20 protein-coding genes are annotated in these 24,162 nt (G+C 62.5%); 3 read left to right on the forward strand and 17 right to left on the reverse strand.

All coding sequences use genetic code 11. The features are described 5' to 3' along the window. Positions 1 to 36 precede the first annotated feature (36 nt). The 12 genes from wecC to THL1_RS04065 all read right to left on the reverse strand — a co-directional run bounded on the left by wecC (position 37) and on the right by THL1_RS04065 (position 13,149). On the reverse strand, positions 37 to 1,305 hold the full coding sequence (gene wecC / locus THL1_RS04015) for a UDP-N-acetyl-D-mannosamine dehydrogenase (protein WP_069082050.1): 1,269 nt from the start codon (positions 1,303 to 1,305) through the stop codon (positions 37 to 39). 65 nt (positions 1,306 to 1,370) lie between these two features. Next, complete coding sequence (gene wecB / locus THL1_RS04020) at positions 1,371 to 2,498, reverse strand: non-hydrolyzing UDP-N-acetylglucosamine 2-epimerase (RefSeq protein ID WP_069082051.1); 1,128 nt, start codon at positions 2,496 to 2,498, stop codon at positions 1,371 to 1,373. A 43-nt stretch (positions 2,499 to 2,541) separates the two neighbouring features. Next, a complete protein-coding gene (locus THL1_RS31245) occupies positions 2,542 to 2,967 on the reverse strand; it encodes an MBL fold metallo-hydrolase RNA specificity domain-containing protein (protein WP_237234768.1) in 426 nt (141 codons plus the stop codon). Continuing rightward, positions 2,915 to 4,135: an MBL fold metallo-hydrolase gene (locus tag THL1_RS04025; protein WP_237234769.1), complete on the reverse strand. Its 1,221-nt coding sequence runs from the start codon at positions 4,133 to 4,135 to the stop codon at positions 2,915 to 2,917. The genes THL1_RS31245 and THL1_RS04025 overlap by 53 nt, the downstream gene beginning before the upstream one ends. 124 nt (positions 4,136 to 4,259) lie before the next feature. Continuing rightward, positions 4,260 to 5,651, reverse strand: a complete 1,392-nt coding sequence (locus THL1_RS04030; RefSeq protein ID WP_069086402.1) for an undecaprenyl-phosphate glucose phosphotransferase — start codon at positions 5,649 to 5,651, stop codon at positions 4,260 to 4,262. 772 nt (positions 5,652 to 6,423) lie between these two features. Then, a complete protein-coding gene (gene rfaH / locus THL1_RS04035) occupies positions 6,424 to 6,930 on the reverse strand; it encodes a transcription/translation regulatory transformer protein RfaH (protein ID WP_069082052.1) in 507 nt (168 codons plus the stop codon). A gap of 101 nt (positions 6,931 to 7,031) precedes the next feature. Continuing rightward, positions 7,032 to 9,272 carry a polysaccharide biosynthesis tyrosine autokinase gene (locus THL1_RS04040; protein ID WP_069082053.1) on the reverse strand — a complete coding sequence of 747 codons (2,241 nt, stop codon included), beginning with the start codon at positions 9,270 to 9,272 and terminating at the stop codon, positions 7,032 to 7,034. Between the two features lie 24 nt (positions 9,273 to 9,296). Continuing rightward, complete coding sequence (locus THL1_RS04045) at positions 9,297 to 9,731, reverse strand: low molecular weight protein-tyrosine-phosphatase (protein ID WP_069082054.1); 435 nt, start codon at positions 9,729 to 9,731, stop codon at positions 9,297 to 9,299. A 233-nt stretch (positions 9,732 to 9,964) separates the two neighbouring features. After that, positions 9,965 to 10,624, reverse strand: a complete 660-nt coding sequence (locus THL1_RS04050) for a serine protease (RefSeq protein WP_414703726.1) — start codon at positions 10,622 to 10,624, stop codon at positions 9,965 to 9,967. A 429-nt stretch (positions 10,625 to 11,053) separates the two neighbouring features. Beyond that, positions 11,054 to 11,581, reverse strand: coding sequence for an inorganic diphosphatase (ppa, locus tag THL1_RS04055; protein WP_016490694.1), 528 nt, complete (start codon positions 11,579 to 11,581; stop codon positions 11,054 to 11,056). Positions 11,582 to 11,660: 79 nt separating this feature from the next. Beyond that, complete coding sequence (locus THL1_RS04060; RefSeq protein WP_069082056.1) at positions 11,661 to 12,479, reverse strand: zinc-dependent peptidase; 819 nt, start codon at positions 12,477 to 12,479, stop codon at positions 11,661 to 11,663. A 10-nt stretch (positions 12,480 to 12,489) separates the two neighbouring features. Continuing rightward, positions 12,490 to 13,149, reverse strand: a complete 660-nt coding sequence (locus tag THL1_RS04065) for a DedA family protein (protein ID WP_069082057.1) — start codon at positions 13,147 to 13,149, stop codon at positions 12,490 to 12,492. Positions 13,150 to 13,467: 318 nt separating this feature from the next. Between THL1_RS04065 and istA the strand changes: the two genes are divergently transcribed. Both istA and istB read left to right on the forward strand, forming a co-directional pair. Next, complete coding sequence (istA, locus tag THL1_RS04070; RefSeq protein WP_069082058.1) at positions 13,468 to 14,982, forward strand: IS21 family transposase; 1,515 nt, start codon at positions 13,468 to 13,470, stop codon at positions 14,980 to 14,982. A 17-nt stretch (positions 14,983 to 14,999) separates the two neighbouring features. Then, entirely contained in the window at positions 15,000 to 15,755 is a 756-nt protein-coding gene (gene istB / locus THL1_RS04075) for an IS21-like element helper ATPase IstB (RefSeq protein ID WP_069082059.1), read from the forward strand. Positions 15,756 to 16,320: 565 nt separating this feature from the next. Here the strand turns inward: istB and THL1_RS04080 are convergent. The 4 genes from THL1_RS04080 to eat all read right to left on the reverse strand — a co-directional run bounded on the left by THL1_RS04080 (position 16,321) and on the right by eat (position 20,725). Beyond that, positions 16,321 to 16,779, reverse strand: a complete 459-nt coding sequence (locus THL1_RS04080; RefSeq protein WP_069082060.1) for a GNAT family N-acetyltransferase — start codon at positions 16,777 to 16,779, stop codon at positions 16,321 to 16,323. 200 nt (positions 16,780 to 16,979) lie between these two features. After that, a complete protein-coding gene (gene eutC, locus THL1_RS04085) occupies positions 16,980 to 17,813 on the reverse strand; it encodes an ethanolamine ammonia-lyase subunit EutC (protein ID WP_069082061.1) in 834 nt (277 codons plus the stop codon). A gap of 16 nt (positions 17,814 to 17,829) precedes the next feature. Continuing rightward, entirely contained in the window at positions 17,830 to 19,224 is a 1,395-nt protein-coding gene (locus THL1_RS04090; RefSeq protein WP_069082062.1) for an ethanolamine ammonia-lyase subunit EutB, read from the reverse strand. Positions 19,225 to 19,357: 133 nt separating this feature from the next. Then, a complete protein-coding gene (gene eat, locus THL1_RS04095; protein WP_069082063.1) occupies positions 19,358 to 20,725 on the reverse strand; it encodes an ethanolamine permease in 1,368 nt (455 codons plus the stop codon). A 296-nt stretch (positions 20,726 to 21,021) separates the two neighbouring features. Here eat and qhpR point away from each other — a divergent pair, with 296 nt between their 5' ends. Further along, the gene (gene qhpR / locus THL1_RS04100; RefSeq protein WP_069082064.1) at positions 21,022 to 22,074 is read left to right on the forward strand and encodes an AraC-like transcriptional regulator QhpR; all 1,053 of its coding nucleotides are present in this window, start codon (positions 21,022 to 21,024) and stop codon (positions 22,072 to 22,074) included. A gap of 262 nt (positions 22,075 to 22,336) precedes the next feature. On the opposite strand, the gene THL1_RS04105 is transcribed toward qhpR, so the two are convergent. After that, positions 22,337 to 23,857 (reverse strand): aldehyde dehydrogenase family protein, encoded by a 1,521-nt coding sequence (locus tag THL1_RS04105; protein WP_069082065.1) that lies wholly within the window; start codon positions 23,855 to 23,857, stop codon positions 22,337 to 22,339. Positions 23,858 to 24,162 lie beyond the last annotated feature (305 nt).

A 24,162-nucleotide genomic window follows, 5' to 3' on the forward strand; every position in this document is an offset into this window, starting at 1 on the left:
AAGGGCTGGTAGCCAATCCTCTGGCATAAAGGTGACTTAAGAGTTGATTACGCCTCGTGTGTCTATAATTCGGTGGTGAGAGGCTAGTTTCTCTTGTTTGTCTCTGAATTCTTTGTGGTCGACAAGGAGAATAATGATGTCAGCCTCGGAGAGGGTTTTTTTAATTCCTGTGAGTTGGAATTTTTCCTCAAGTTTACTTGGCAATTTATTGATGTTTGGCTCGACAGCAATTAGTGGTCCTTTGTGCGTTTCAGAGATTTTTAGTGCAATCGATAGCGCTGGGCTCTCTCTGAGGTCATCGATATCTGCCTTAAAGGCCAGACCTAAACACGCAACAGTTACTTCCCGTGCAGATTTGTCTGGATTCGAGAGTAAGAACTCAGCGATGGCCAGTTTGACCTTCTCAATGACCCATTCCGGTTTGCCGTCGTTCACTTCGCGAGCAGTGCGAATCAGCTTGGCGTCTTCGGGGGTCTTGCTGACGATGAACCAGGGGTCGACTGCGATGCAGTGGCCGCCGACGCCAGGGCCCGGCTGAAGGATGTTTACGCGGGGGTGGCGGTTGGCGAGGCAGATCAGTTCCCAGACATTGATATCCAGCTTGTCGCAGATGATGGACAGCTCGTTGGCGAAGGCGATGTTAACGTCGCGGAAGCTGTTTTCGGTCAGCTTGCACATTTCGGCGGTGCGGGCGTTGGTGAGCACGCAGTCGCCTTCAACGAATGCTTTGTACAGTGCTACAGCTACCTCGCAACATTTTGGGGACATGCCACCGATTACCCGGTCGTTCTGCACCAATTCGCGCAGTACATGCCCAGGCAGTACACGCTCAGGGCAATGGGCAACGCGAATGTCGGATGCCTCTCCATGAGTCTGCGGGAAGGTGAGGTCCGGACGTGCCTCGGCCAACCAGGCGGCCATCTGTTCGGTGGCGCCAACCGGTGAGGTGGATTCGAGGACGACGAGGTCACCCTTCTTCAGAACCGGTGCAATGGACTTGCTGGCCGACTCGATATAGCTGAGGTCTGGCTCGTGATCACCTTTGAACGGAGTCGGCACGGCAATCAGGAAGGCGTCGGCAGGCTCAGGAACCGTAGTGGCCCGCAGGTAGCCCTCAACGACTGCAGCATGGACGGCCATGTCGAGGTCGGGTTCGACAATGTGGATCTCTCCGCGGTTGATGGTGTCGACCGCTTGCTGGTTCACATCAACACCGATGACCTTCTTCTTGCGCGAGGCAAAGACGGCTGCGGTTGGCAGGCCGATGTAACCTAGGCCAACTACGGAGATTGTCTGGAAAGGCATTTTTCTTCCTTAATAGAACAAAGATCAAAGCAAATGCTTCGCCCCAAATGTCGCGGAGCGGCTGCTTAAAGGGTCGAGAGCAGAGCGTTCAGGATTCGTTTGCAGGCTTTGCCATCACCGTAGGGGTTATGGGCGTAGCTCATGGCACGGTAAGCGTTCGAGTCGTTCAACAGGGTGTGGAGTTCGCGGATGATGTTCGCGGTGTCGGTGCCGACGAGCTTAACGGTGCCCGCGGCAACGGCTTCGGGCCGCTCGGTCGTATCTCGCATGACCAGGACCGGCTTGCCCAGGGAGGGCGCTTCCTCCTGAATGCCGCCCGAATCCGTAAGAATGATGTGCGAGCGGCTCATCAGGTACACGAACGGCAGGTAGTCCAGCGGTTCTATGAGGTGAACATTGCGGATGCCGGTCAGCAGACGGTTCACGGGCTCCCGAACATTCGGGTTGAGGTGGACGGGATAGACGATATCCACCTCGGGATGCTGCTGGGCAACGTCCATCAATGCTTGGCAGATGCGCTCGAAGCCGCCACCGAAGCTCTCCCTACGGTGGCCTGTGACCAGCACAGTCTTGCGATTGAGGTTCAGGAATTCGAACGGTTTGGCTGCTTGGGCCTGGAGTTGCGAATCCCTATCGAGCCGGGCGATCACATCCAGCAATGCGTCGATCACGGTATTACCGGTGACGATGACGGTTTTGGGATCAATGCCCTCACGGAGCAGATTGTTCTGGGAGGTGGTGGTGGGGGCGAAATGGATATTGGCCAAGGCACCGGTCATCTTTCGATTCGCCTCTTCCGGCCATGGCGAATAGGTATTGCCGGTACGCAGACCAGCCTCCACGTGTGCCACGGGAATCTGCTGGTAGTAGGCGGCCAGGCTGGCGGCAAAGGTGGTGGCCGTGTCGCCGTGGACCAGGACCACGTCGGGCTTGAAGGCTGCAAAGACACTTTTCATGCCTTGCAGGATCGCGCTGGTGACATCCGTCAGGTCCTGACCGGGCTTCATGATGTTCAGGTCGAAGTCGGGTTCGATATCGAATAAACCCAGCACTTGATCGAGCATTTCCCGATGCTGCCCAGTCACGCACACCTTGGCGTCGAAGCTTTCATCAGCGGCCAGGGCCAGTGCTAGTGGGGCCATTTTGATGGCTTCTGGGCGGGTGCCGAAAACACAAAGGGTCTTGATCGTCATTTCTTGCTCCGCACGTCCTTGTGGAGTGCTTCTTCGGATGTGCTTATGGGATGCGTATATCAGCAGCGACATCGCGTTGCTGGTAGTGCGTGGTCAGTTGTTTGCTGAGAGCGTTCTTGGCTGTGTTCTCGCCATGCACCAGCCGAATTTCGCTTGGCCAATGCCGCATGCGGGTCACGAAGTTCACCAGTCCTTTCTGGTCCGCATGGGCGGAATAGCCGCCGACGGTATGAATGCCGGCACGGACGTCGAAGCGCTCACCATCGAGGTCCACATACCCGCCTTTGGGGCCGTGCTTCTGGATCAGTTGGCCGGGTGTGCCGTTTGCCCGGTAACCCACGAACAGCACGTTGTGGCGCGAGTCGCCCAGCATCGCCTTCAGGTAGTTGACGATGCGGCCGCCGCTGCACATGCCGTTACCCGCAATCACGATGGCGGGGCGGGCGGTGCTGGCCAGATGGCGCACCATGCGCAGGTGGGCGTCGTGGCTCCACCGTCAGCAGTTGTTCGAAACCCAATGGTTTGCGCCCGACCTTGATACGCTTTTGCGCTTCGGCGTCCCAGAAGTGCTGGAGGTCGCGATAGGCGCGGGTGAAGCGGGTGGCCAGCGGGGAGTCGAGGATGATGGGGAGGGCGGGCCAGTGGAGTTCTGGGCTGTCCTCGGGAGTTTTTTTGCTGGCGGTGGTTTCCCTCACCCCCGGCCCCTCTCCCGCAGGCGGGAGAGGGGAGGAAAAGCGAGGCCCCTCTCCTGTCATTTGGTGGGGCGCTGTTTTTGCCCTCTCCCCCAGCCCCTCTCCCGCAAGCGGGAGAGGGGAGCTAAGGCGTGAGCGAGGGGGGTTAGTGGCGTGGTGGATGATCTCTTCGAGTTCGTAGAGCAGTTCCTGGGTGCGGCCGATGCTGAAGGCGGGGATCAGTACGGTGCCGTTGTCGGCCAGGGCTTGTTCGATGATGGCCTTGAGGCGTTGTTTGCGTGTGCGTCGGTCTTCATGGAGGCGGTCGCCGTAGGTGCTTTCGAGCACCAGGATGTCAGCCTTCCAGGGGGATTTTTGCGCTGGCAGCAGGGGCGTATGGGTGGCGCCCAGGTCGCCGGAAAATACAACGCGCTTCTGTTCGCCACGCTTGGGGTAGCGCACATCGCATTCGATGTAGGCCGAACCCAGGATATGGCCTGCCCGCTGCAGGCGGATACGCGCTTGCAGGTCGGGGGTGTCGATCAGGCTATGCCAGGTGCGGAAGGGAAGCGGCATCACGCGTTGCTGTATCAGTTTGAGGTACTTCTGCAATAGCTGCGCATTGCGCCCGAAGGTGAACTGGAAGGCGTCCTCAAGTACCAGTGGGAGCAGCTGCGCGGAAGGCTGGCTGCAGATGATCGGGCCTTTGTAGCCGGCGGCAAGCAGGTAGGGCAGCCGACCGACGTGGTCCATGTGTACGTGGGTGAGCACCAGCGCCTTGAGGGTGCTGATGTCAAAGTCGATATCCAGCCTGTCGGCGCCAGCCCGGCCTTCGGCAGAGGTTTCAGCGCCCTGGAACAGGCCGCAGTCCACCAGAAGGCTGTGCTGCTCGTCCATCAACAGTTGATGGCACGAGCCGGTTACGCCGGTTACTGCGCCGTGGTGAAGGATGTCTGGATACTGCATGGGGCATTAGTCCTTTATGTCGATCTGAAGCCGCTCCGTCCTGGGGGCGGGGTAGTGCGTTGGGAGGTAGGAAAGAGCTTCGCGAGCGAGCTCGCTCCTACAAAGAGCAGGCGCTAGTCGAGGATTAGTAGATGTCTTTGGCGAGCAGGGTGAACGGGGTTTTGATCAGGATTTTGATATCCAGCCAGAAAGACCAGTTGTTGATGTAGGCCAAGTCCAGCTCCACGCGCTTTTCCATTTTGTCCAGCGTCTCGGTTTCCCCGCGGCATCCGCTGATTTGCGCCAGGCCAGTAATGCCGGGTTTGATGCGGTGGCGGGCCATGTAGGCGTCGATCTTGCCGGTGTAGTAATCGTTGTGGGCAACGGCATGTGGGCGCGGGCCCACGAGGGACATGCAACCTTGCAGGACGTTGAACAGCTGGGGCAGCTCGTCGATGGAGGTGCGCCGAATGAAGCGGCCAACGCGGGTAATGCGCGGGTCTTTACGGGTGGCCTGTTTGACCTGAGTATCGGCATGCACGCGCATGGAGCGGAACTTCCATACCTTGATTACCATGCCGTTCCAGCCATGGCGCTTCTGCTTGAAAAGGGCCGGACCGGGGGAGGAGAGCTTTACCGCCAACGCGGTGCCCAGCAATACCGGGCTGAGCAACAGGATGGCCAGCAGGGCGACACTGCGGTCCAGCACAGCTTTGGTCAGGGCGGCGGTGGGGTAGCTGGTGAGCGGGCTTTCATTGAGGTTGATCGCTGCCAGGCCCGCGATATCGGACACCGAGTGGTTGAGCAGCTTCAGGCTCTGCAGGTCCGGGATCCACACCACGTCGACGTTGGCGTCGAGCAGGTCGATGTAGAGGCCCTCGATCTGCTCTGCGGCGGAGAGGGGCAGGGCGATATAGAGACGGCGGATCCTGTGCTCGGTAATCAGGTCGCGCAGATGGCTGAGGTTACCGATGAGGGGGTACAGGCTATCGTCCAAGTGGAGGTGGTCGTCGGCGGCCACCAGGCCCAGGAGGGGCTCGCTGCGTTTGCGCACCAGTTTGTCAGCCAGTTCCTGGGCGAGGTCGCCAGTGCCGATGATGAGCGAGGTGCGCTCAGACTGGAGCTTGTTGTGATAGCGGCGGGAGATCGCGTGTAGCGGCAGGAACAGGCAGGCCTGGATGACGTAGCCGGCGCCTGCCCAGATGATGATGATCTCTCGGGAGAAGAGCTCGCTGGTCTTGGTCACGAAGGCCATGACCGTCAGGCCGGACAGCAGCACCAGCCAGCCTGCCAGCAGCCTGCTCACGCCGACCAGATAGCCGTGCTGCTTATGGTAGACCCGCATCAGCGAATAGGCTGGTACGGAGCCCAGCAGGGTGAAGAGGGCAAGGATGCGGTACTGGGTTTCGATATGCCCGATGTTGCCCTTGGCCAGGGCGCAGAGCAGCAAGGTCAGCATGCCCATTGCGGCGGCCCATTGGCCCCAGAACGTCAGGCCGCGGCCTTCCGGCGCGGTGTTTTCCCGCTTACCGATCAGGTTGATATGGCGGGTGCGTGCGCTGCTGGCGCTATGGCGAACCTTGGCGGCATGCTTGAGTACGCCTTTACTGGCGCGGTGCGGGCCGTGGCCCTTGGCCTTTACGGTGGCTGCCTGAGGATGATTGGGCACGATTGAAACCTGTCCTGATGATGACGCTACGGTCGGGAAACCTGCCTGCGTTCCTGCAGCGGGCCTTACGGTACGGTTCGCGAATTCCGCTGTTTCTTCCTTGTGAGCCAAAGGCTTGTCTGGGTTGCTCGGGGCTTGTGGCCCTGCCCTGTTTACCGGGTTCGGATTCGACCTGATCGTGCTTTTGGCACGCTACCGCCCCAGGGTTACTCGTTTATTCCCCGAGAACGATCGCCATAAGCGATGGCTGGCCTCGGGCAGTGCCCGAAGCGGCAGTAGTCTGGTGTGGATGAAAGCGGGCGTGCCGAGTCTGTGCTGGCTTGCGCATTACAGGGGGATGTCGTCCCTGAGGGCTTGAGCTGCTTGTAAAGCAGTCTGCCTACTTCCTGAGTCGGAATATTTCCGACGCCGCATTTCACGGACTCGGGCTGGTTTGTGAAGAACGTCAACCCGGACCGCTCATTCGCAAATGGATGTTAGCTTGAGTGCCGTGTCGAAATTTGTCCGACCGATCTGATAGCTCAGTAGGATCAAGGCGTTGCAGGGCTGCAGCGCCTAAGGGCCCACATTCGAATGTCGATGGGTGCACTGATTTTTCGAGGAGGGCGCTTACAATAGGCGTGGCGATGAGCGGGGAGAGTTAAAGCTTGTCGATGCTGTCACGCGGGACGCTGAGCGTGTGTTGGCGCTGCAGAAGTTGCAGGAGGATAAGCACGCGCTCGCTTCCATCCCTGGCCAGGAAGATGGCTTCCATCTCCTGTAGGCCGGCGCTTTTCAGGCGTATGCGGTCGCCAGGGCTCAGGCAGGGCTCTTGCGGTTGCGGCGATGCCAGGCGCTGCTGCAGTTGTTTGATCAGCTCATCGGCGATGGCAGCCGGCTGGTCGCCGAAGCACACCAGTTGGCTGACGCCACGGGTCGAGCGGATGGGGTGCCAGTTGTCGTTGACCTGGTCCAGCTGGATGAACAAGTAGCCGGGGAACAGCGACTCGACGCTCTCCCGCTTTCGGCCGCCACGCAGCCGCGTGACGCAGTGGGTTGGGCGATAGCAGCGGAAGGCTTGGCGCACCAGGTGTTCTTCAGCCCGAGCATCCTGCTTTGGCTTGCACTGGATCAGGTACCAGCGGTGGGGTGCAGGCTTGCCTGCCATGCGGTGCACCTCAGTTGTCGGTCTGGGCCTCTGCCTGGCGACCGGGCTTTCTTCTCTACCGGGCCCTCTCCCACGGCGGGAGAGGGTAGGCGCAGGGCGGCTTATGCCTTGTCCGATTTGTATTCGTACTGGTAGTAGCTGTAGTTGCCATATCCGTAGGCCGAAGCCTTGCGCTCCACGGCGTTGAAGATGGCGCCCTTGAGGCTGATGCCGTTCTGCTCGAAGCGGCGTTTGGTGAGCAGGATTTCCTTGGCGGCGTTCATGCCGAAGCGGGTCACGATCAGGCTGGTGCCGGCCTGGCGGCCCACCAGGCCGGCATCGGTTACCGCGAGGATGGGCGGGGTGTCGATGATCACCAGGTCGTAACGACTGCTCGCCTGCTCCAGCAACTGGGTGAAGTTGGCGTGCATCAGCAGTTCCGAAGGGTTCGGCGGGATCTGGCCACGGGTGATCACGTGCAGGTTTTCCACCTCGGAGGCATAGGCGGCCTGGTCGAGGTTGATCCGCGCGGTCAGCAACTCCGACAGGCCGTTTTCTGCTTCCTGCTGGAACATCTTGTGGATGTAGCCCTTGCGCATGTCGGCGTCGATCAGCAGAACCTTCTGCCCGGTCTGCGCGATGATGGCGGCCAGGTTGCTGGAGACGAAGGATTTACCCACAGACGGACTGGGGCCGGAGATCATCAGGATGTTGTTCTTCGCCTCCAGGGTGGCGAAGTGCAGGCTGGTACGCAGGCTGCGCAGGGATTCCACGGCCAGGTCGGCCGGGTTGGTCACCGCCAGCAGCAGTGAGCCGGCGCTGGCCGTGCCCTTGCCCTTTCCCTTGAAGCTCAGCTCGTGGGCGGCCTGCTCCTTGCTGTGCGGGATGGAGGCATACACCGGCAGGCCCATCTGCTCGATCACGTCCGGGTCTTCTACGCCGCGGTTCAGGGCCTTGCGCGCCAGCACATAGCTCACGGCGACCAGGCCGCCGAGCAGGGTGGCGATCAGCACGATCAAGGCTTTTTTCGGTTTCACCGGTTTTTCGATATTGGCGTCGGCTGCGTCGATGATGCGCACGTTGCCCACAGTGCCCGCGCGGACGATGTCCAGTTCCTGGGACTTGTTCAGCAACTGGGTATAGATCTCGGTGGTGACTTGCATGTCGCGGGTCAGGCGCAGCAGCTCCTGCTGGGTTTCCGGCAGGTTTTCCACCTTTTTCTGCAGGTCGCGCTTCTGCTGTTCCAGCTGGCCCATCTGGGTAATCAGCGCCTGGTAGCTGGGGTGCTGGCGGGTAAAGAGGCGTTCCATTTCGGCGCGTTTGAGCTTCTGCTCGGAAATCAGGGTTTCCAGCGCGACGATCTGGTCCAGCACCGCCTTGGTCTCGATGGTGATGTCCACCGAGCGGGCGCTGGTCTGGTAGGCGTTGAGCTGGGCTTCGGCCTTTTCCAGTTGCTTGCGCACTTCCGGCAACTGGCCCTGGAGGAACTCCAGGCTCTGGGCAGCTTCGGCGGAGTTGCGCTGAACGTTCTGCAGCACATAAAGGCGGCTGACTTCATCCAGCACCTGGGTAGCGTGGGCCGGGTTCTCGCTTTCCAGTGAGAGGCTGATGATGCCGGACTCCTTGCCGCGCTCGCTTGCGGCCAGGTCTTCCTGGTATTGCAGGATGGTGGTCAGGCGGCGCTGCTTGGTGACGCTGAACAGGCTGCTGGGGTTGGCGTCCAGCTGGGCGATCTGCACCTTGAAGCCGTCTTGCTCCAGTTGCTCGCCGACCTGGCCGGTGAGCAGCACTTCGTCGTCGTCATTGAGCAGGGTGAAGGTGCCATTTCCGTCGGCGCGCAGGGTCAGATCCTTGCCCAGGTACGCATCCGGTGCATCCAGCTGGAACACATCCAGCACTTCGCCGCCCCAGGCGAAGCTGCTGAGGCCGAAGAAGGGCTCTGCCACTTCGTGCTCGCTGACGGGTTGGAAGCGTCGTGCTAGGAACTGGCCGAACAGCGGGAAGTAGTGGGGCTCGACGATGATGTCGAGCTTGAGGTTCTCCACCGCTTGGCCCAGCACTGCGCGGGATTTCAGCAGCTCTATTTCGGTGACCGCGGCGGAAGTGCCGCCAAACATCTCGGTCATTTCCGATATGCCGCTCAGTGCGGCCATGCCACCCTTTTTCTCCTCGACCTGCACCAGGGCGTTCGCCTGGTACACCGGCGGGGTCAGCACAGCGTAGGCAGCGCCCAGCACGGTGAAGAAGGACGTGATGCCGACGATGATCCACTTGCTGTCCAGCAGGGTGCCGAGCAGCCCGAGCAGGTCGATGTCGTCGTCGTCGCGGATGACCTGCACCTGCAGGTTGTGTTGGGTCGTCATGGGGCGCGCCTCTTCACAAGTTCTTTAGATTTTCTGTGACCAGCTTTCGACGCCTTGCGCCATCAACTGATAGACATGTTCGAAGGCCGGCTTCTGCTGGCGATAGGGGTCCGGAATATCCTGGTTACCCTGCCATTTGCCGAGGAGGAAGGTCTTGCCACGGGCCTCGGGGGCCATCTGGGCGATCCGCTGGATATGCCCCTGCTCCATGGCCAGCACCAGGTCGTACTGGTGCAGCATTTCGCGGCTCAGCTGGCGCCCCTGGTGTTCGGGGTGATCCCCGCCATGCTCGCGCAGCACTTCGAGGGCGGTGCTGTCCATGGGGTTGCCGACCAGGGCATGGATGCCCGCGGAGCCGACGTTGATACCGCGCGGGGCGAGCTTTGATTTGAGCAGGGCTTCAGCAGTAGGACTGCGGCAAATGTTGCCTACACAAACGACCAGGATGTTCTTGAACATAGGATCAGCACATGTTGCGAAATCGGTAGTAAGCCGCAGGTGTGCTGTGAGGGTGGAAGGCGGATTCCACTCCAGCGTCCCGGTACGGCATCCCTGAAAGTTGCGCAACTTCCAGGGGGATAGAAGGGGGGGGCTGTAGGGGGGGGAGGGGGTAGGGTCAATACTCCATGGTCGCTTTCTGCGTGGGCATATGCCCCGATCGCTTTGGCGGATTGCCGCCTACCCCTGCTGCATCACTCGTTGGCGGCGAAGCTTCGCTTGTCTGTGGTCTTCAGTCTGGCGTGTAACAGCGTCCATTCCCGCAGGATTACCGAGTAGGGAATGAACACGCTGATGCGCTGCGCGCCCCTTACGCCGGGGTGGTAGCTGAGATCGTTCAGGGTGACCGAGTAGATCCCCATGTTGATGCCCACCACGCTGCCGTCCTCGGCGATTACCGGGCCGCCCGACATGCCCTTGGCGATGGGGGCATCGTGGATGGCGTAGAGCTCGCCGCTGTCTTCGTCGGTGTTGATGAAGGGCGCCGGGTAAACCTTGCCCTTCCCGCTTGCGGCGATCAGGTACGGGCTCGCTCCGGTGCTGGTGATGCTTTCACCTGGCTGCGCGGCGCGCCAGGAAGGGATCTTGGCTTTGGCCGTGTGACGGAAGAAGACCAGGTCGCAGCCCGTACTGCATCGATACGTCTCATAAGGTATGAGTGGCGTGTGGGCCGTGGTGACGGCGTACTCCTCGTTCCACTGGACCGCGGACGCCATATAGAAGTAGGGCAGGGGGAAACCCGAGAAAATGGGAAAGTAGCTGTTGGTCGTGGAACTCGCGAGTTCTGGCTTTACCACGCCGTTGCATCCTGCACACAAGGCTCCTAGCAGCAGACAGGCCTTGATCATGCTCATTGTCGATCACCGACATTCATTGGAATGGGGAGCCGACCCTGGCTGCGGATCTGTCCTGCGGTTGACCCAAAAGCGGTTCTGCCGCGTTATCGAAAGGGTAGTGGTTGGGCGTGTTTCGGTTGCCGCCCTGGCTGCTTGGGGGCGCCAGTGGTAACAAAACCGGAGCGAGCGGAAGGCGCCGGTGACTTCGTGCTTGCCGGCGATGGGGAGCGAATTCATTCGCGAAAGGGCTGCGCAGCGGCCCCGTAGGTTGGCGCAGAGCGCAGCGAAGCCCAACATGGTCAGGTATCGACCTCGCACGTTGGGCTTCGCGGAGCTCAGCCACAACCTACAAAAGCCGCCCCGACATTCACTGAATGCCAGTGGTCCAGTTTTTCGCAGGCAATAAAAAAGCCGGCTTGTGGCCGGCTTTCATTGGGTGGTCAGGCCTTACTTTTGGTAAGCCGCAACCGCCTTAGTGATTTCAGCGCGGGCAGCGTCAGCGTTGCCCCAGCCTTCAACTTTCACCCACTTGCCTTTTTCGAGGTCTTTGTAGTTCTCGAAGAAGTGCTTGATCTGCTCCAGCAGCAGGGCCGGCAAGTCGGTGTATTCCTTCACGTCCTTGTAGAGGACGCTCAGTTTGTCGTGGGGAACGGCCAGCAGTTTGGCGTCGCCACCCGCTTCGTCGGTCATGTGCAGGACACCGACCGGACGGGCGCGGATAACGGAACCCGGAGCAACCGGGTAAGGGGTGACGACCAGCACGTCGAGGGGATCGCCGTCGTCAGCCAGGGTGTTCGGGATGTAGCCGTAGTTGGCCGGATAGAACATCGGGGTGGCCATGAAACGGTCGACGAACAGGCAGTCGCTGTCCTTGTCGATTTCGTATTTGATCGGCGCGTGGTTGGCCGGAATCTCGATCGCGACGTAGATGTCGTTCGGCAGGTCTTTGCCAGCCGGGATCTTGCTGTAGCTCATGGTCAACTCCCAGGGGGTGGGGCCAAAAAAGTGGGCGCGATTATAGGCATATTCCCAAGCCGATGCCACGCCGTTCTGCTTATCCATTGGTCGCGTCGCGATAGTCCGGATGGGTGATCTGGAGCCGTTTCAAACGGCTCAGCGGGTCCTGGCGGTAGAACGCCTGGAGCTGGCGGTAGACGGCGGGGAAGGCCTGGTCGAGCAGGTCCGGGGCGGTGAAGAAGTACTCGCTGGCGACCGCGAAGAATTCTGCCGGGTCCTCGGCCGCATACGGGTCGATCGGCGTTTCGGCATCCGGGTCGCGGTCGAGCTGCGCATTCAGCGCATCAAAGGCGGTCTGCATGGCCAGGGCCCAGTCGGACTGGCGCATGTCCCGGTGCAGCGGCGGCAGGCCGTTGGGGCTGCCGTTGAGCATGTCGAGCTTGTGTGCCAACTCGTGGATCACCAGGTTGTAGCCGTCCCAGCCGCCGCTGGCCTGCACGCCGGGCCAGGCGAGTATGACCGGGCCGAACTGCCAGGACTCGCCGCTGCGTTCGTCCTCGTACTCGTGCTCCACACCCGCTGCGTCGCGGTGGCGCTGGGGGCTGACGAAGTCGTCGGGATAGAGCACCAGTTCGTGGAAGCCCTGGTACCAGTCGAGGTCCGGCAGGTGCAGCAGGGGGAGTTGGGCGAGGGCGGCGAGGGTCAGGCGGTCGTCGCGGGAAAGCTCGACGCCGGGCAGGGCGCTGATGCGCTTTCCATGCAGGAAGAGCACGCTGCGTTCGCGCAGGCGCTGGTTCTCAGTCTCGTCCAGGCCATCGAGAATCGGCAGGCGCCGCTGCACGGTTGCCCACTGCTCGGGGGCAACCGGGTTGCGGGCGAGGATGCGCCGGCGGCGCCAACTGCGGTAGGACCACATGGGCCGCGGGTCAGCTCGAGTGCTCGGCGTCTTTGGCGGCGGGGCGAAAGTGACTCCGCGCAAAGCCAATCATCATGGGTAGCATGGACAGGCCGATGATGGCGATGACCATCAGTGACAGGTGCTGCTTGATGAAGGGCACGTTGCCGAAGAAGAAGCCCAGGGTTACCAGGCCACCCACCCAGAGAAGGGTGCCCAGCACGCTGAAGGCGAAGAAACGCGGGTAGGGCATGCGGCCCACGCCCGCGACGAAGGGCGCGAATGTCCGCACGATGGGCAGGAAGCGCGCCAGGGTCACGGTCTTGCCACCGTGGCGGTCGTAGAAGTCGTGGGTGCGCTGCAGGTAGTCGCGACGGAAGATTTTCGAGTTCGGGTTGCTGAACAGCCGTTCGCCCACCGTGCGTCCGATCAGGTAGTTGGTGCTGTCGCCACTGATGGCCGCGAGCATCAACAGGCCGCCGAGCAACAGGGGGTCCATCCCGCCGGTGGCGCAGACGGCGCCGGCGATGAAGAGCAGGGAGTCGCCAGGGAGGAAGGGCGTTACCACCAGGCCCGTCTCGCAGAAGATGACCAGGAAGAGGATGGCGTAGATCCAGGTTCCGTAGTTGGTGACCAGCAGGTTGAGGTATTGGTCAAGGTGGAGAATGAGGTCGATCGGGTTGAAATCCATGGGGCGCCTTGTGAATGACTGCGGCGAGAGCGGGGCAGTAACTCACGCATTATAGGGAAAAGGCCCACGGCTACGGCCATCGGATAGCCGAATGGCAAACGGCATAAAGACTGCATGCGGATTCCGCATCCATCCGGCCACCTATTCCATGAACATCCGGCCACTGATTTCACGCTGATCCGGCCACCCATTCCACGCGCATCCGGCCACTGATTCCACAGCCATCCGGCCACCCGTCAGGCAGGCAGCCACGCAGGATTTCTTCACTACCATCGGCCTCTTTTTCGGAGCAGAGAGGTCGCCGTGGAGCGTTTATCCATGCGTAAGATTCGCGAAGTACTACGTCTCAAGTTTGAGGTTGGTCTATCTGCCCGCCAGATCGCGGTCAGCCTGCAAGTTGGTCGCGCCACCATCGGTGACTACCTCAATCGCTTTGCTGCCTGTGGGCTGACCTGGCCCTCTGCCCTGACCGACGCCGAGCTGGAGCGGCAGCTTTTCCCGCCGTCGCCCTCCGTTCCCAGTGAACAGCGCCCGATCCCTGACTGGGCTTGGATACATGCCGAGCTGCGTCGTCCCGGGGTCACCCTGGCGCTGCTCTGGCAGGAGTATCGACTGAGCCAGCCACAGGGGTTCCAGTACAGCTGGTTCTGCGATCACTACCGCGCCTGGCAGGGCAAGGTGGATGTGGTAATGCGCCAAGAGCACCGGGTCGGCGAGAAATTGTTTGTCGACTATGCCGGCCAGACAGTGCCGATCATTGACCGGCGTACCGGCGAGATCCGTCAGGCGCAGATCTTTGTCGCGGTGCTCGGCGCCTCCAGCTACACCTTTGCGGAGGCCACCTGGTCACAGCAGTTGTCGGACTGGCTGGGTTCTCATGCTCGCTGCTTTGCCTTTCTCGGCGGGGTGCCGGCGATCGTGGTGCCGGACAACCTACGCAGTGCAGTGAGCAAGACGCACCGCTATGAGCCGGACATCAACCCCAGCTATCGCGATCTGGCCGAGCATTATGCGGTGGCTATCGTGCCAGCCAGAGCCCGAAAGCCGCGTGACAAGGCCAAGGTTGAGGTCGGTGTGCAGGTGGTGGAGCGCTGGATTCTGGCGGCACTGCGCCACCGGCAATTCTTTTCGCGGGAAGAGCTCAACACCGCCATCGGTGCGCTACTGGTTCGCCTGAATCAGCGCCCGTTCAAGAAGCTGCCGGGTTCCCGGCAGTCAGCCTTCGAAACGCTGGATCAACCGGCACTGCGCGCTCTTCCGGAGCAGCCCTATGTCTACGCCGAATGGAAGAAAGTCCGGGTGCATATCGACTACCACGTCGAGGTCGATGGGCATTACTACTCGGTGCCCTACCAACTGGTGAAGCAACAACTGGAGGTGCGCCTGACGGCGCGCACGGTGGAGTGCTTCCACGGCAATCAGCGGGTGGCCAGCCATGTCCGCGCCCAGCTTAAGGGGCGGCATAGCACCCAGGTCGGGCACATGCCCAAGAGTCATCGCGAACATGCCGAGTGGACGCCCCAGCGCCTGGTGCGCTGGGCGGAGCAGACCGGCCCCCATACGGCTGGCGTGATCCAGCACATCCTCGAACGGCGCAGCCATCCGAGCCACGGCTATCGGGCCTGCCTGGGCATCCTGCGCCTCGGCAAAGCCCATGGCGAAGATCGTCTGGAGGCGGCCTGCCAGCGCGCATTGAGCTTGGGGGCCTGTAGCTACAAGAGCCTCGAATCCATCCTGCGCCAAGGCCTTGAGCGTCTGCCGCTGCCTCAACAGCACCTGCCGCTGCTGCCGGATAACCACGAAAACCTGCGTGGCCCGCGCTACTACCACTGACCTGAAGGAACGCCCCCATGTTGCATCACCCGACTCTGGACAAGCTCCAGAACCTGCGCCTGCACGGCATGCTCAAAGCGCTGAGCGAGCAGCTGACAACCCCGGATATCAGCAGCCTGAGCTTCGAGGAACGCCTCGGTCTGCTCATCGACCGTGAACTGACCGAGCGCGAGGACAAGCGCTTGAGCAGCCGGCTGCGCCAGGCCCGACTCCGGCATAACGCCTGTATCGAAGACCTCGACTACCGCAGTCCGCGCGGCCTGGACAAGGGGCTGATCCTCCAGCTGAGCAGCGGCCAGTGGCTGCGTGAAGGGCTCAACCTGATCATCGGCGGCCCCACCGGCGTGGGCAAAACCTGGCTCGCCTGTGCCCTGGCCCACAAGGCCTGCCGGGATGGTTTCAGCGTGCGCTACCTGCGCCTGCCACGCCTGCTGGAGGACTTGGGCCTGGCTCACGGCGATGGTCGCTTCGCCAAGCTGATGAGCAGCTATGCCAAGACCGACCTGTTGATCCTCGATGACTGGGGACTGGCCCCGTTCACCGCCGAACAGCGCCGCGACATGCTGGAACTGCTGGATGACCGCTACGGCCAACGCTCGACCCTGGTGACCAGCCAGATGCCCGTGGAAAACTGGCACGAGCTGATCGGCGATCCAACCCTGGCCGATGCCATCCTCGACCGTTTGGTACACAACGCCTATCGCCTCCAGCTCAAGGGCGAATCGATGCGTAAAAGAACTCGGAAATTGACGGCACCCGGGCAATCAGATTAACAATGCCAGCCCTGCGTCGCTGCGCTCCGACTGCCCGGCCGGATGGCCGTGGAACAGGTGGCCGGATGTGCGTGGAATACCCGGCCGGATCAGCGTGGATTGGGTGGCCGGATGGCGTGGAATCCGCAGACTGCAACTGTTTCCATTGATTTCCCGGGACAGGATGCGCGCCCAGGCCATTACAGCTGTTGGAACACCCCGCCGTGAGCCTGGCCCAGGGGCATGGCCTGGATTGCCCAGCCAGGCGGCCCGTGCATGGCAGGACGCCAGGGACGCCTGACGCTGCTGTTGGGGTTACTGGGCTAGCAGGCTGTTGAAAAACTACCTGCGTTGCCGAGGCGTCGTTAAAAACCGACTCGGGCGCGAGTCCGATCAAAATGCTCATTTACAACACGTAAACTCCGCTTTTTCGTCGGTTTGACTCGCTGGTGCTCGCCCTTCGGGCCAGCCTTCGGCTGTTACTCCCGCTGGTCGTTGCGCCTCGCCTCGGCTGCCTCGCTCACGTTTTTCAACAAGCTGCTAGCCGAGGAGAGCCCGGCTCGCTGGCCGGGCTCATGCAGCGGGTTCAGTCGCTGTTGATTGGCAGGATGTAGTTCTTGAACTCGGTGTCTTCGTGGAAACCGATGGATTCGTACACTTTGTGCGCCACCTCGTTGCTCACGCTGGTGGACACGCGCATGCGCACGGCGTTGGTTTCCCGCGCCATCTTCTTCGCGGTCTGCAGCAGGCGGTCGGCCACCAGCTGGCGGCGGGCGTCTTCTGCGACGTAGATGTCGTTGAGGATCCACACGCGCTTCAGGGACAACGAGGAGAAGCTCGGGTAGAGCTGGCAGAAGCCCAGCAGACGGGTGTCGTCGTCATCTGACAAGGCCAGGTAAATCACTGATTCCTTGCGGCTCAGACGCTTCTCCAGGAACTTCTTCGAGGACTCCGGGAACGGCAGTTCACCATAGAACTCACGGTACTTCACGAACAGCGGCGTAAGCAGGTCCAGGTGCTCCAGGGTGGCTTGGACGATGCGCATGATGGGCCTCGGTGTCTGTGGATGGGCTTGATTGGCGATGCAGATGCTGTGCCAGCCAACGTCGTCGATGCTGCACCAGAATTTGTGGAAAGCGCAATCCAAGCAAGCGTTTGACCGGTTTCCCCTGTCTCGTGGCTGCCGGGCGGCCCAGCGCGGTTGCACAGGCTGCGCCGGACCGCTCCCGTCTTGCCAGTACGGTTTCAGTGGTGGTCGGTGGCCAGCAGGAAATTGCCGGCCAGGGCCCGATCGGGCTCGCCAGACAGGCTCGGTACCTCGGCTTCGTCCTTCAGGTTCACCCCGGACAACTGCCGGCGGCAGGCTTCACGCATCAGGTAGAGCAAGCGGTGGGCGGCCATGCCGTAGCTGAGCCCTTCCAGGCGCACGTTGGAAATGCAGTTGCGGTAGGCATCGGTGAGGCCGACGCGAGGCGCCCAGGTGAAGTAGAGGCCGAGGCTGTCTGGCGAGCTGAGGCCAGGGCGCTCGCCGATGAGGATCACCACCATCTTCGCGCCCAGCAACTCGGCCACTTCATCGGCTACCGCGACCCGGCCCTGCTGGACCAGCACCACGGGTGAGAGCGACCAGCCTTCGGCCAGCGCCTGTTCTTCCATGCGTTCGAGGAAGGGCAGGCTGTGGCGTTGTACGGCGAGGGCGGAGAGGCCGTCGGCGACCACCACGGCGAGGTCGTAGCCACCGGGGTTGGTCTGCGCATGTTGCTGCAGGACCTCCCGCGAGGCGGCATCCAGGCGCCGGCCCAGGTCCGGGCGCTGCAGGTAGGTGTCGCGGTCTTTCGCCGCGCTGTGCAGCAACAGGGTGTCGCGCCCGCGCCCAGCAAGCTTCGCGGACAGTTCGGCGTGGTCGAAGGGCAGGTGCACGGCATCCCGCGCCTGGGCGTGGGCGTACTGGAAGTTCAGTTGCGCATTGGTGGGCAGGCTGATGCCGGCACGGCCCAGGGCAATGCGCGCGGGCGTCAGGCGCCGCAGTTCCTGCCAGGGGTTGGCCGTGTGGCCGGAGGTGGGGCGTTGGTCTTTCATCCGTCTCTCCTCGGGGTCAGGCCAGCCGCGCGATGGCCTTGCGGAAGGCCGGCGGCAATTGCTCGCCGAGTATCACCCGGCCGTCGCTCTGTACCAGGATGCCCATGCGCTCCAGCCAGGCCTCGAACTCCGGTGCCGGCTTCAGGCCCAGGCTCTGGCGGGCGTAGAGGGCATCGTGGAACGAGGTGGTCTGGTAGTTGAGCATCACGTCGTCCGAACCGGGGATGCCCATGATGAAGTTGATGCCGGCCACACCGAGCAGGGTCAGCAGGGTGTCCATGTCGTCCTGGTCGGCTTCGGCGTGGTTGGTGTAGCAGATGTCGCAGCCCATGGGCACGCCCAGCAACTTGGCGCAGAAGTGGTCTTCCAGCCCGGCGCGGATGATCTGCTTGCCGTTGTAGAGGTATTCCGGGCCGATGAAGCCCACCACCGTGTTCACCAGGAAGGGGTTGAAGTGCCGCGCCACGGCATAGGCGCGGGCCTCGCAGGTCTGCTGGTCGACGCCGTGGTGAGCGTTGGCGGAGAGGGCGCTGCCTTGGCCGGTCTCGAAATACATCAGGTTGTTGCCCAGGGTGCCGCGCTTCTGCGACAGGCCCGCTTCGTAACCTTCCCGCAGGACTTCCAGGCTCACGCCGAAGCTGGCATTGGCCGCCTCGGTGCCGGCGATGGACTGGAACACCAGGTCCAGCGGCACGCCGCGTTCGATGGCGGCGATGGAGGTGGTGACGTGGGTCAGCACGCAGGCCTGGGTCGGAATCTCGTAGCGCTGGATGATGGCGTCGAGCATTTCCAGCATGGCGCAGATGGAGGAGATGCTGTCGGTGGCCGGGTTGATGCCGAGCATGGCATCGCCATTGCCGTAGAGCAGGCCGTCGAGGATGCTCGCGGCGATGCCGGCGGGCTCGTCCGTGGGGTGGTTGGGCTGCAGGCGGGTGGAGAGCCGGCCGCGCAGGCCCATGGTGTTGCGGAAGCGGGTGACGACGCGGATTTTCTGCGCCACCAGCACCAGATCCTGTACGCGCATGATCTTCGACACGGCGGCGGCCATTTCCGGCGTCAGCCCCTTGGCCAGGGCGCACAGGCTGGCTTCGTCGGCGTGCTCGCTGAGCAGCCAGTCGCGAAAGCCGCCCACGGTCAGGTGGCTGACCGGCGCGAAGGCCGCACGGTCGTGGCTGTCGATGATCAGTCGGGTGACTTCGTCTGCTTCGTAGGGAATCAGTGCTTCATCGAGGAAATGCTTGAGCGGGATATCCGCCAGGGCCATCTGCGCGGCGACGCGCTCGCCATCGCTGGCGGCGGCGACGCCGGCCAGGTAGTCGCCGGAGCGTGCCGGGCTGGCCTTGGCCATCACGTCCTTGAGGCTGTCGAAGCGCCAGGTTTCGCCGCCGACGCTGTGGGAAAAACTGGCCATTTCTGTCTCCGTTCTTGTGATGAACGTGGATCTGCGATTCGGGTAGCTCGGATGCAATCCGGGGAATTCAACGCTCCCGGATTTCATCCGGGCTACGAACACCCCACCGCCTGGCGGTGGGGTGGGGCAGGCCTCAGGCGCGGTTCAGCAGGGCATCGGCCGGTGCGCTGGCGCGATGGTGGGCGGTGAACTGGAAGTAGATATACCCCACCGCCATGAAGCCAAGGAAGATGAATCCGATCAAGGTGTTGAACCAGGCCATTGCCAGCAGGCAGACCACGGCCAGCACCAGGGCGATGGCCGGCACCACCGGGTAGCCCGGTGCGCGGAAGGTGCGTTCCAGGTTCGGTTCGCTGGCGCGCAGCTTGAACAGGCTGAGCATGCTGATGATGTACATCACGATGGCGCCGAACACGCTCATGGTGATCATCGCGGCGGTCAGGCTCATGCCCTGCAGGTTTACCAGGCCGTCGCTGTAGATGGCGGCGATGCCCACCACGCCGCCGGCGATGATGGCGCGGTGCGGGGTCTGGAAGCGCGACAGCTTGGCCAGGCCGCGAGGCAGGTAGCCGGCGCGGGCCAGGGCGAAGAACTGCCGCGAGTAGCCGAGGATGATGCCGTGGAAGCTGGCCACCAGGCCGAACAGGCCGATCCACACCAGCATGTGCATCCAGGTGGAGTCATTGCCCACCACGGCCTTCATGGCCTGGGGCAGCGGGTCGTTGATGCCCGACAGCTCGCGCCAGTCGCCCACGCCGCCGGCCATCACCATCACGCCGATGGCAAGGAATACCAGGGTGAGGATGCCGGCGATATAGGCGCGCGGGATGGTGCGCTTCGGGTCCTTGGCTTCTTCTGCCGCCATGGCCGCGCCCTCGATGGCGAGGAAGAACCAGATGGCGAAGGGGATGGCGGCGAAGATGCCGGGAATGGCCGCGCTAGTGAATTCGCTGGAGCCGGCCCAGCCGTTGACGACGAAGTTGGAGAAGCTGAAGCCCGGCGCCACCACGCCCATGAACACCAGCAGCTCGGCGACAGCCAGCACGGTGACCACCAGTTCGAAGGTGGCGGCGATGCTGACGCCGAGGATGTTCAGGGTCATGAAGATGAGATACGCGCCGACCGCCGCGTGCTTGGGGTCCAACCCCGGATACTGCACGTTGAGGTAAGCGCCAATCGCCATGGCAATGGCCGGCGGGGCGAAGACGAACTCGATCAGGGTGGCGATGCCGGCGATCAGTCCGCCCTTCTCGCCGAAGGCACGACGGCTGTAGGCGAAGGGGCCACCGGCGTGGGGAATGGCAGTGGTGAGTTCGGTGAAACTGAAGATGAAGCAGGTGTACATGGTGGCCACCATCAGGGCGGTGACCAGGAAACCGAGGGTGCCGGCGGTGCCCCAGCCATAGCTCCAGCCGAAGTATTCACCGGAGATCACCAGCCCGACCGCGATGCCCCAGAGGTGCAAGGTGCCGAGCGTTGGTTTTAGTTGTGTTGTGCTCATCGGGACTCCTCGCCCTCGGGGGCGGTGTTGGTGGAAGACCAGGCTCGATCTTATCCAGCGACCCTCCCCAGGACTTGACCCTGGAAGTCCGTGTGCGGCATTTGCGGTCAAGTCGTGCGGCACTGTTACCCATGGCCCCAACGGCCGTGCCCCGACACGGGGCGAGCGCCTGGAAAATGCCCGGAAATGGCTCGCGGAGGCCCTGGCGACGGGCTTGTGTCTGCCCTGCTTCGTGGTGCAGGCGAGGGCATGGGTTTTGCTTGTTTGTCCGTTCAAAAAAGAATCGGTGGACCGTGATGACTCCGTCCCTGTTTTCCAGTACCAGCCTGCAGGCGCCCGCGGCGAGCAACGTCGGTGTGCTCTCGGCTGCCGCCAGCGGTCTCGACCGCTTCATCACCGGGCAGGGCGGTGATCTGGACCGTATCTTCGGCCGCGCCGGCATCGACCCGGAGCAACTGCTGCACCCCACCCTCAGCCTGGCGTTGACCAACTACTGCCAGGTGCTGGAGGAAGCGGCGCGGCAGTCCGGCTGCGATAACTTCGGGCTGCGCTATGGCCAGCAGTTCCAGCCCCGCGACCTGGGGTTGCTGGGCTACGTCGGCCTGTTCTCGAACACGCTGGAAGAGGCGCTGAAGAACTTCGCCGCAGCCTTCCCCTATCACCAGCACAGCACCCTGATCCGCCTGGTGGATTGCGGCGAGTGCCTGCGCTTCGATTACCAGGTACGCCATGGCGCGATCCTCGACCGTCGCCAGGATGCCGAGCTGACCATGGGCATGGCGCTCAATCTGGTCCGCCATGTGCTGGGCCGCGACTGGGCGCCGCGTGCGGTGGCCTTCGAACATGACCGGCCCGAGGGCTGGCAGGAGCACAGCCAGGCATTCGGCGCGCCGGTGCAGTTCGGCCGGCCGTGCAATTTCCTGCTGGTGCCCAAGGGCGATGTGCAGGGCACGCTCATGCCCGAGCGCGATCCCAATCTGCTGTTCCTGTTCCAGGACGTGATCCGCCGGTTGGGCGAGCAGGGGGGCGGACCGAGTCTGCTGGAGGAGGCCGGCACCCAGATCCGCCTGGCCCTGGCATTGGGCGAGCCCTGCCTGGAACAGATCGCCGAACACCTCGAACTGACTCCGGCGGGGCTGCAACGCCGCCTGCGCGAAGAGGGCCTCAGCTTCAGCCAACTGGTGGAGCAGACCCGCCGCGAGCTGGCGCTGCATTACCTGCGCCAACGCCAGCGGCCCATCTCCGAGCTGGCGCCCTTGCTCGGCTACTCCGAAACCAGCGCCTTCTCCCGCGCCTTCCGCCGCTGGTTCGGCGTGAGCCCGCGGCAGTGGCGGGGGGATGAGCGCTGAGGTTTGTGGAGCAGCTTTTGACCTTGGCACGAACAGCCCCTCTCCCTTCAGGGAGAGGGTTGGGGAGAGGGTGAATGCATCTGCGCGGGAGTCCGAAGGGCAGCCCTTCGGCCTGCTCAGCGAATGAATTCGCCCCCACAGGTGTAGGAGCGAGCTCTGCTCGCGAATCGGTGCACGGGAATTTCGCGAGCAGAGCTCGCTCCTACGGAGCACCCATGAAAAAACGCGGCCGGGGCCGCGTTTTTTCGTTACTTGCCGAGGATCAGAAGAAGCCCAGCGGGTTGATGTCGTAGCTCACCAGCAGGTTCTTGGTCTGCTGGTAGTGGTCGAGCATCATCTTGTGGGTTTCACGGCCGACGCCGGACTTCTTGTAGCCACCGAAGGCGGCGTGCGCCGGGTACAGGTGGTAGCAGTTGGTCCACACGCGACCGGCCTTGATGCCACGGCCCATGCGGTAGGCGCGGTTGATGTCGCGGGTCCACAGGCCGGCACCCAGGCCGAACTCGGTGTCGTTGGCAATCGCCAGGGCTTCGGCTTCGTCCTTGAAGGTGGTGACACCCACCACCGGGCCGAAAATTTCTTCCTGGAACACGCGCATCTTGTTGTGGCCCTTGAGCAGGGTCGGCTGGATGTAGTAACCGGTGGACAGGTTGCCTTCCAGCTTCTCCACGGCGCCGCCGGTGAGCACTTCCGCGCCTTCCTGCTGGGCGATGTCGAGGTAGGAGAGGATCTTCTCGAACTGTTGCTGCGAGGCCTGGGCGCCGACCATCGTTTCGGTGTCCAGCGGGTCGCCACGCTTGATGGCTTTGACCTTCTTCATCACCTCGGCCATGAAGGCCGGGTAGATGGATTCCTGCACCAGGGCGCGGGACGGGCAGGTGCACACCTCACCCTGGTTGAAGAAGGCCAGCACCAGGCCTTCGGCGGCCTTTTCGATGAAGGCCGGCTCGGCCTGCATGATGTCTTCGAAGTAGATGTTCGGGCTCTTGCCACCCAGCTCCACAGTGGACGGGATGATGTTCTCGGCGGCGCACTTGAGGATGTGCGAGCCCACCGGGGTGGAGCCGGTGAAGGCGATCTTGGCGATGCGCTTGCTGGTGGCCAGGGCTTCGCCTGCTTCCTTGCCGAAGCCTTGCACCACGTTGAGCACGCCGGGGGGCAGCAGGTCACCGATCAGCTCCATCAGTACCGAAATGCCCAGCGGGGTCTGCTCGGCCGGTTTCAGCACCACACAGTTGCCCGCGGCCAGGGCCGGGGCCAGTTTCCAGGCGGCCATCAGCAGCGGGAAGTTCCACGGGATGATCTGGCCGACCACGCCCAGCGGTTCGTGGATGTGATAGGCGACAGTGCCTTCGTTGATCTCGGCGGCGCCGCCTTCCTGGGCGCGGATGCAGCCGGCGAAGTAGCGGAAGTGGTCGACAGCCAGCGGGATGTCGGCGTTCAGGGTTTCGCGCACGGCCTTGCCGTTGTCCCAGGTTTCGGTAACGGCCAGGACTTCCAGGTTCTGTTCGATGCGGTCGGCGATCTTCAGCAGGACATTGGAGCGGTCCTGGACGGACGTCTTGCCCCAGGCATCAGCGGCGGCGTGGGCGGCATCCAGGGCTTTCTCGATGTCTTCGGCAGTGGAACGGGGGAATTCGGCGATCGGCTGGCCATTCACCGGCGAGGTATTGGTGAAGTACTGGCCCTTGACCGGGGCGACGAACTCGCCACCGATGTAGTTGCCATAGCGGGACTTGAAGGAAACGACAGCGCCGGGGGTACCGGGTTGGGCGTAACGCATGGTGTTTCTCCTGTCTCTTGTTGTAGTTGCAAAGACGCGGTTGGCGTTTCTCCCTACTGGAGCAAGGGCTGGGCCAAGGTTCTGGAAGTGCCGTTCCAGAGCGGTTCTTTGGTTGGCCTGCACATGCCCTTGTGAGCGCTTGTCGCAGGCCTGACACAACTGAGAGTGACACTTTGTCACGTATCTGGCACGACAGGTGACCAGCGGGTCAGAGTGCCATTGCAAAGGCTTCTACGCTGGAGGATGCTGCGTCGACGCGAATGCCGTTCCACGGCCCGGGCTGCCTCCCGGAAGCGCGCAGGAGA

Source organism: Pseudomonas sp. TCU-HL1, from assembly GCF_001708505.1.
In the GTDB taxonomy this organism is placed as follows: domain Bacteria; phylum Pseudomonadota; class Gammaproteobacteria; order Pseudomonadales; family Pseudomonadaceae; genus Metapseudomonas.

Excerpts from the sequence above, each read along its gene's own strand:
- wecC (WP_069082050.1), bottom strand. The coding sequence starts at position 1,305 with ATGCCTTTCCAGACAATCTCCGTAGTTGGCCTAGGTTACATCGGCCTG.
- wecB (WP_069082051.1), bottom strand. The coding sequence starts at position 2,498 with ATGACGATCAAGACCCTTTGTGTTTTCGGCACCCGCCCAGAAGCCATC.
- THL1_RS31245 (WP_237234768.1), bottom strand. The coding sequence starts at position 2,967 with ATGGTGCGCCATCTGGCCAGCACCGCCCGCCCCGCCATCGTGATTGCG.
- THL1_RS04025 (WP_237234769.1), bottom strand. The coding sequence starts at position 4,135 with ATGCAGTATCCAGACATCCTTCACCACGGCGCAGTAACCGGCGTAACC.
- rfaH (WP_069082052.1), bottom strand. The coding sequence starts at position 6,930 with ATGGCAGGCAAGCCTGCACCCCACCGCTGGTACCTGATCCAGTGCAAG.
- THL1_RS04040 (WP_069082053.1), bottom strand. The coding sequence starts at position 9,272 with ATGACGACCCAACACAACCTGCAGGTGCAGGTCATCCGCGACGACGAC.
- THL1_RS04045 (WP_069082054.1), bottom strand. The coding sequence starts at position 9,731 with ATGTTCAAGAACATCCTGGTCGTTTGTGTAGGCAACATTTGCCGCAGT.
- THL1_RS04050 (WP_414703726.1), bottom strand. The coding sequence starts at position 10,624 with ATGAGCATGATCAAGGCCTGTCTGCTGCTAGGAGCCTTGTGTGCAGGA.
- ppa (WP_016490694.1), bottom strand. The coding sequence starts at position 11,581 with ATGAGCTACAGCAAGATCCCGGCTGGCAAAGACCTGCCGAACGACATC.
- THL1_RS04060 (WP_069082056.1), bottom strand. The coding sequence starts at position 12,479 with ATGTGGTCCTACCGCAGTTGGCGCCGCCGGCGCATCCTCGCCCGCAAC.
- THL1_RS04065 (WP_069082057.1), bottom strand. The coding sequence starts at position 13,149 with ATGGATTTCAACCCGATCGACCTCATTCTCCACCTTGACCAATACCTC.
- istA (WP_069082058.1), top strand. The coding sequence starts at position 13,468 with ATGCGTAAGATTCGCGAAGTACTACGTCTCAAGTTTGAGGTTGGTCTA.
- istB (WP_069082059.1), top strand. The coding sequence starts at position 15,000 with ATGTTGCATCACCCGACTCTGGACAAGCTCCAGAACCTGCGCCTGCAC.
- THL1_RS04080 (WP_069082060.1), bottom strand. The coding sequence starts at position 16,779 with ATGCGCATCGTCCAAGCCACCCTGGAGCACCTGGACCTGCTTACGCCG.
- eutC (WP_069082061.1), bottom strand. The coding sequence starts at position 17,813 with ATGAAAGACCAACGCCCCACCTCCGGCCACACGGCCAACCCCTGGCAG.
- THL1_RS04090 (WP_069082062.1), bottom strand. The coding sequence starts at position 19,224 with ATGGCCAGTTTTTCCCACAGCGTCGGCGGCGAAACCTGGCGCTTCGAC.
- eat (WP_069082063.1), bottom strand. The coding sequence starts at position 20,725 with ATGAGCACAACACAACTAAAACCAACGCTCGGCACCTTGCACCTCTGG.
- qhpR (WP_069082064.1), top strand. The coding sequence starts at position 21,022 with ATGACTCCGTCCCTGTTTTCCAGTACCAGCCTGCAGGCGCCCGCGGCG.
- THL1_RS04105 (WP_069082065.1), bottom strand. The coding sequence starts at position 23,857 with ATGCGTTACGCCCAACCCGGTACCCCCGGCGCTGTCGTTTCCTTCAAG.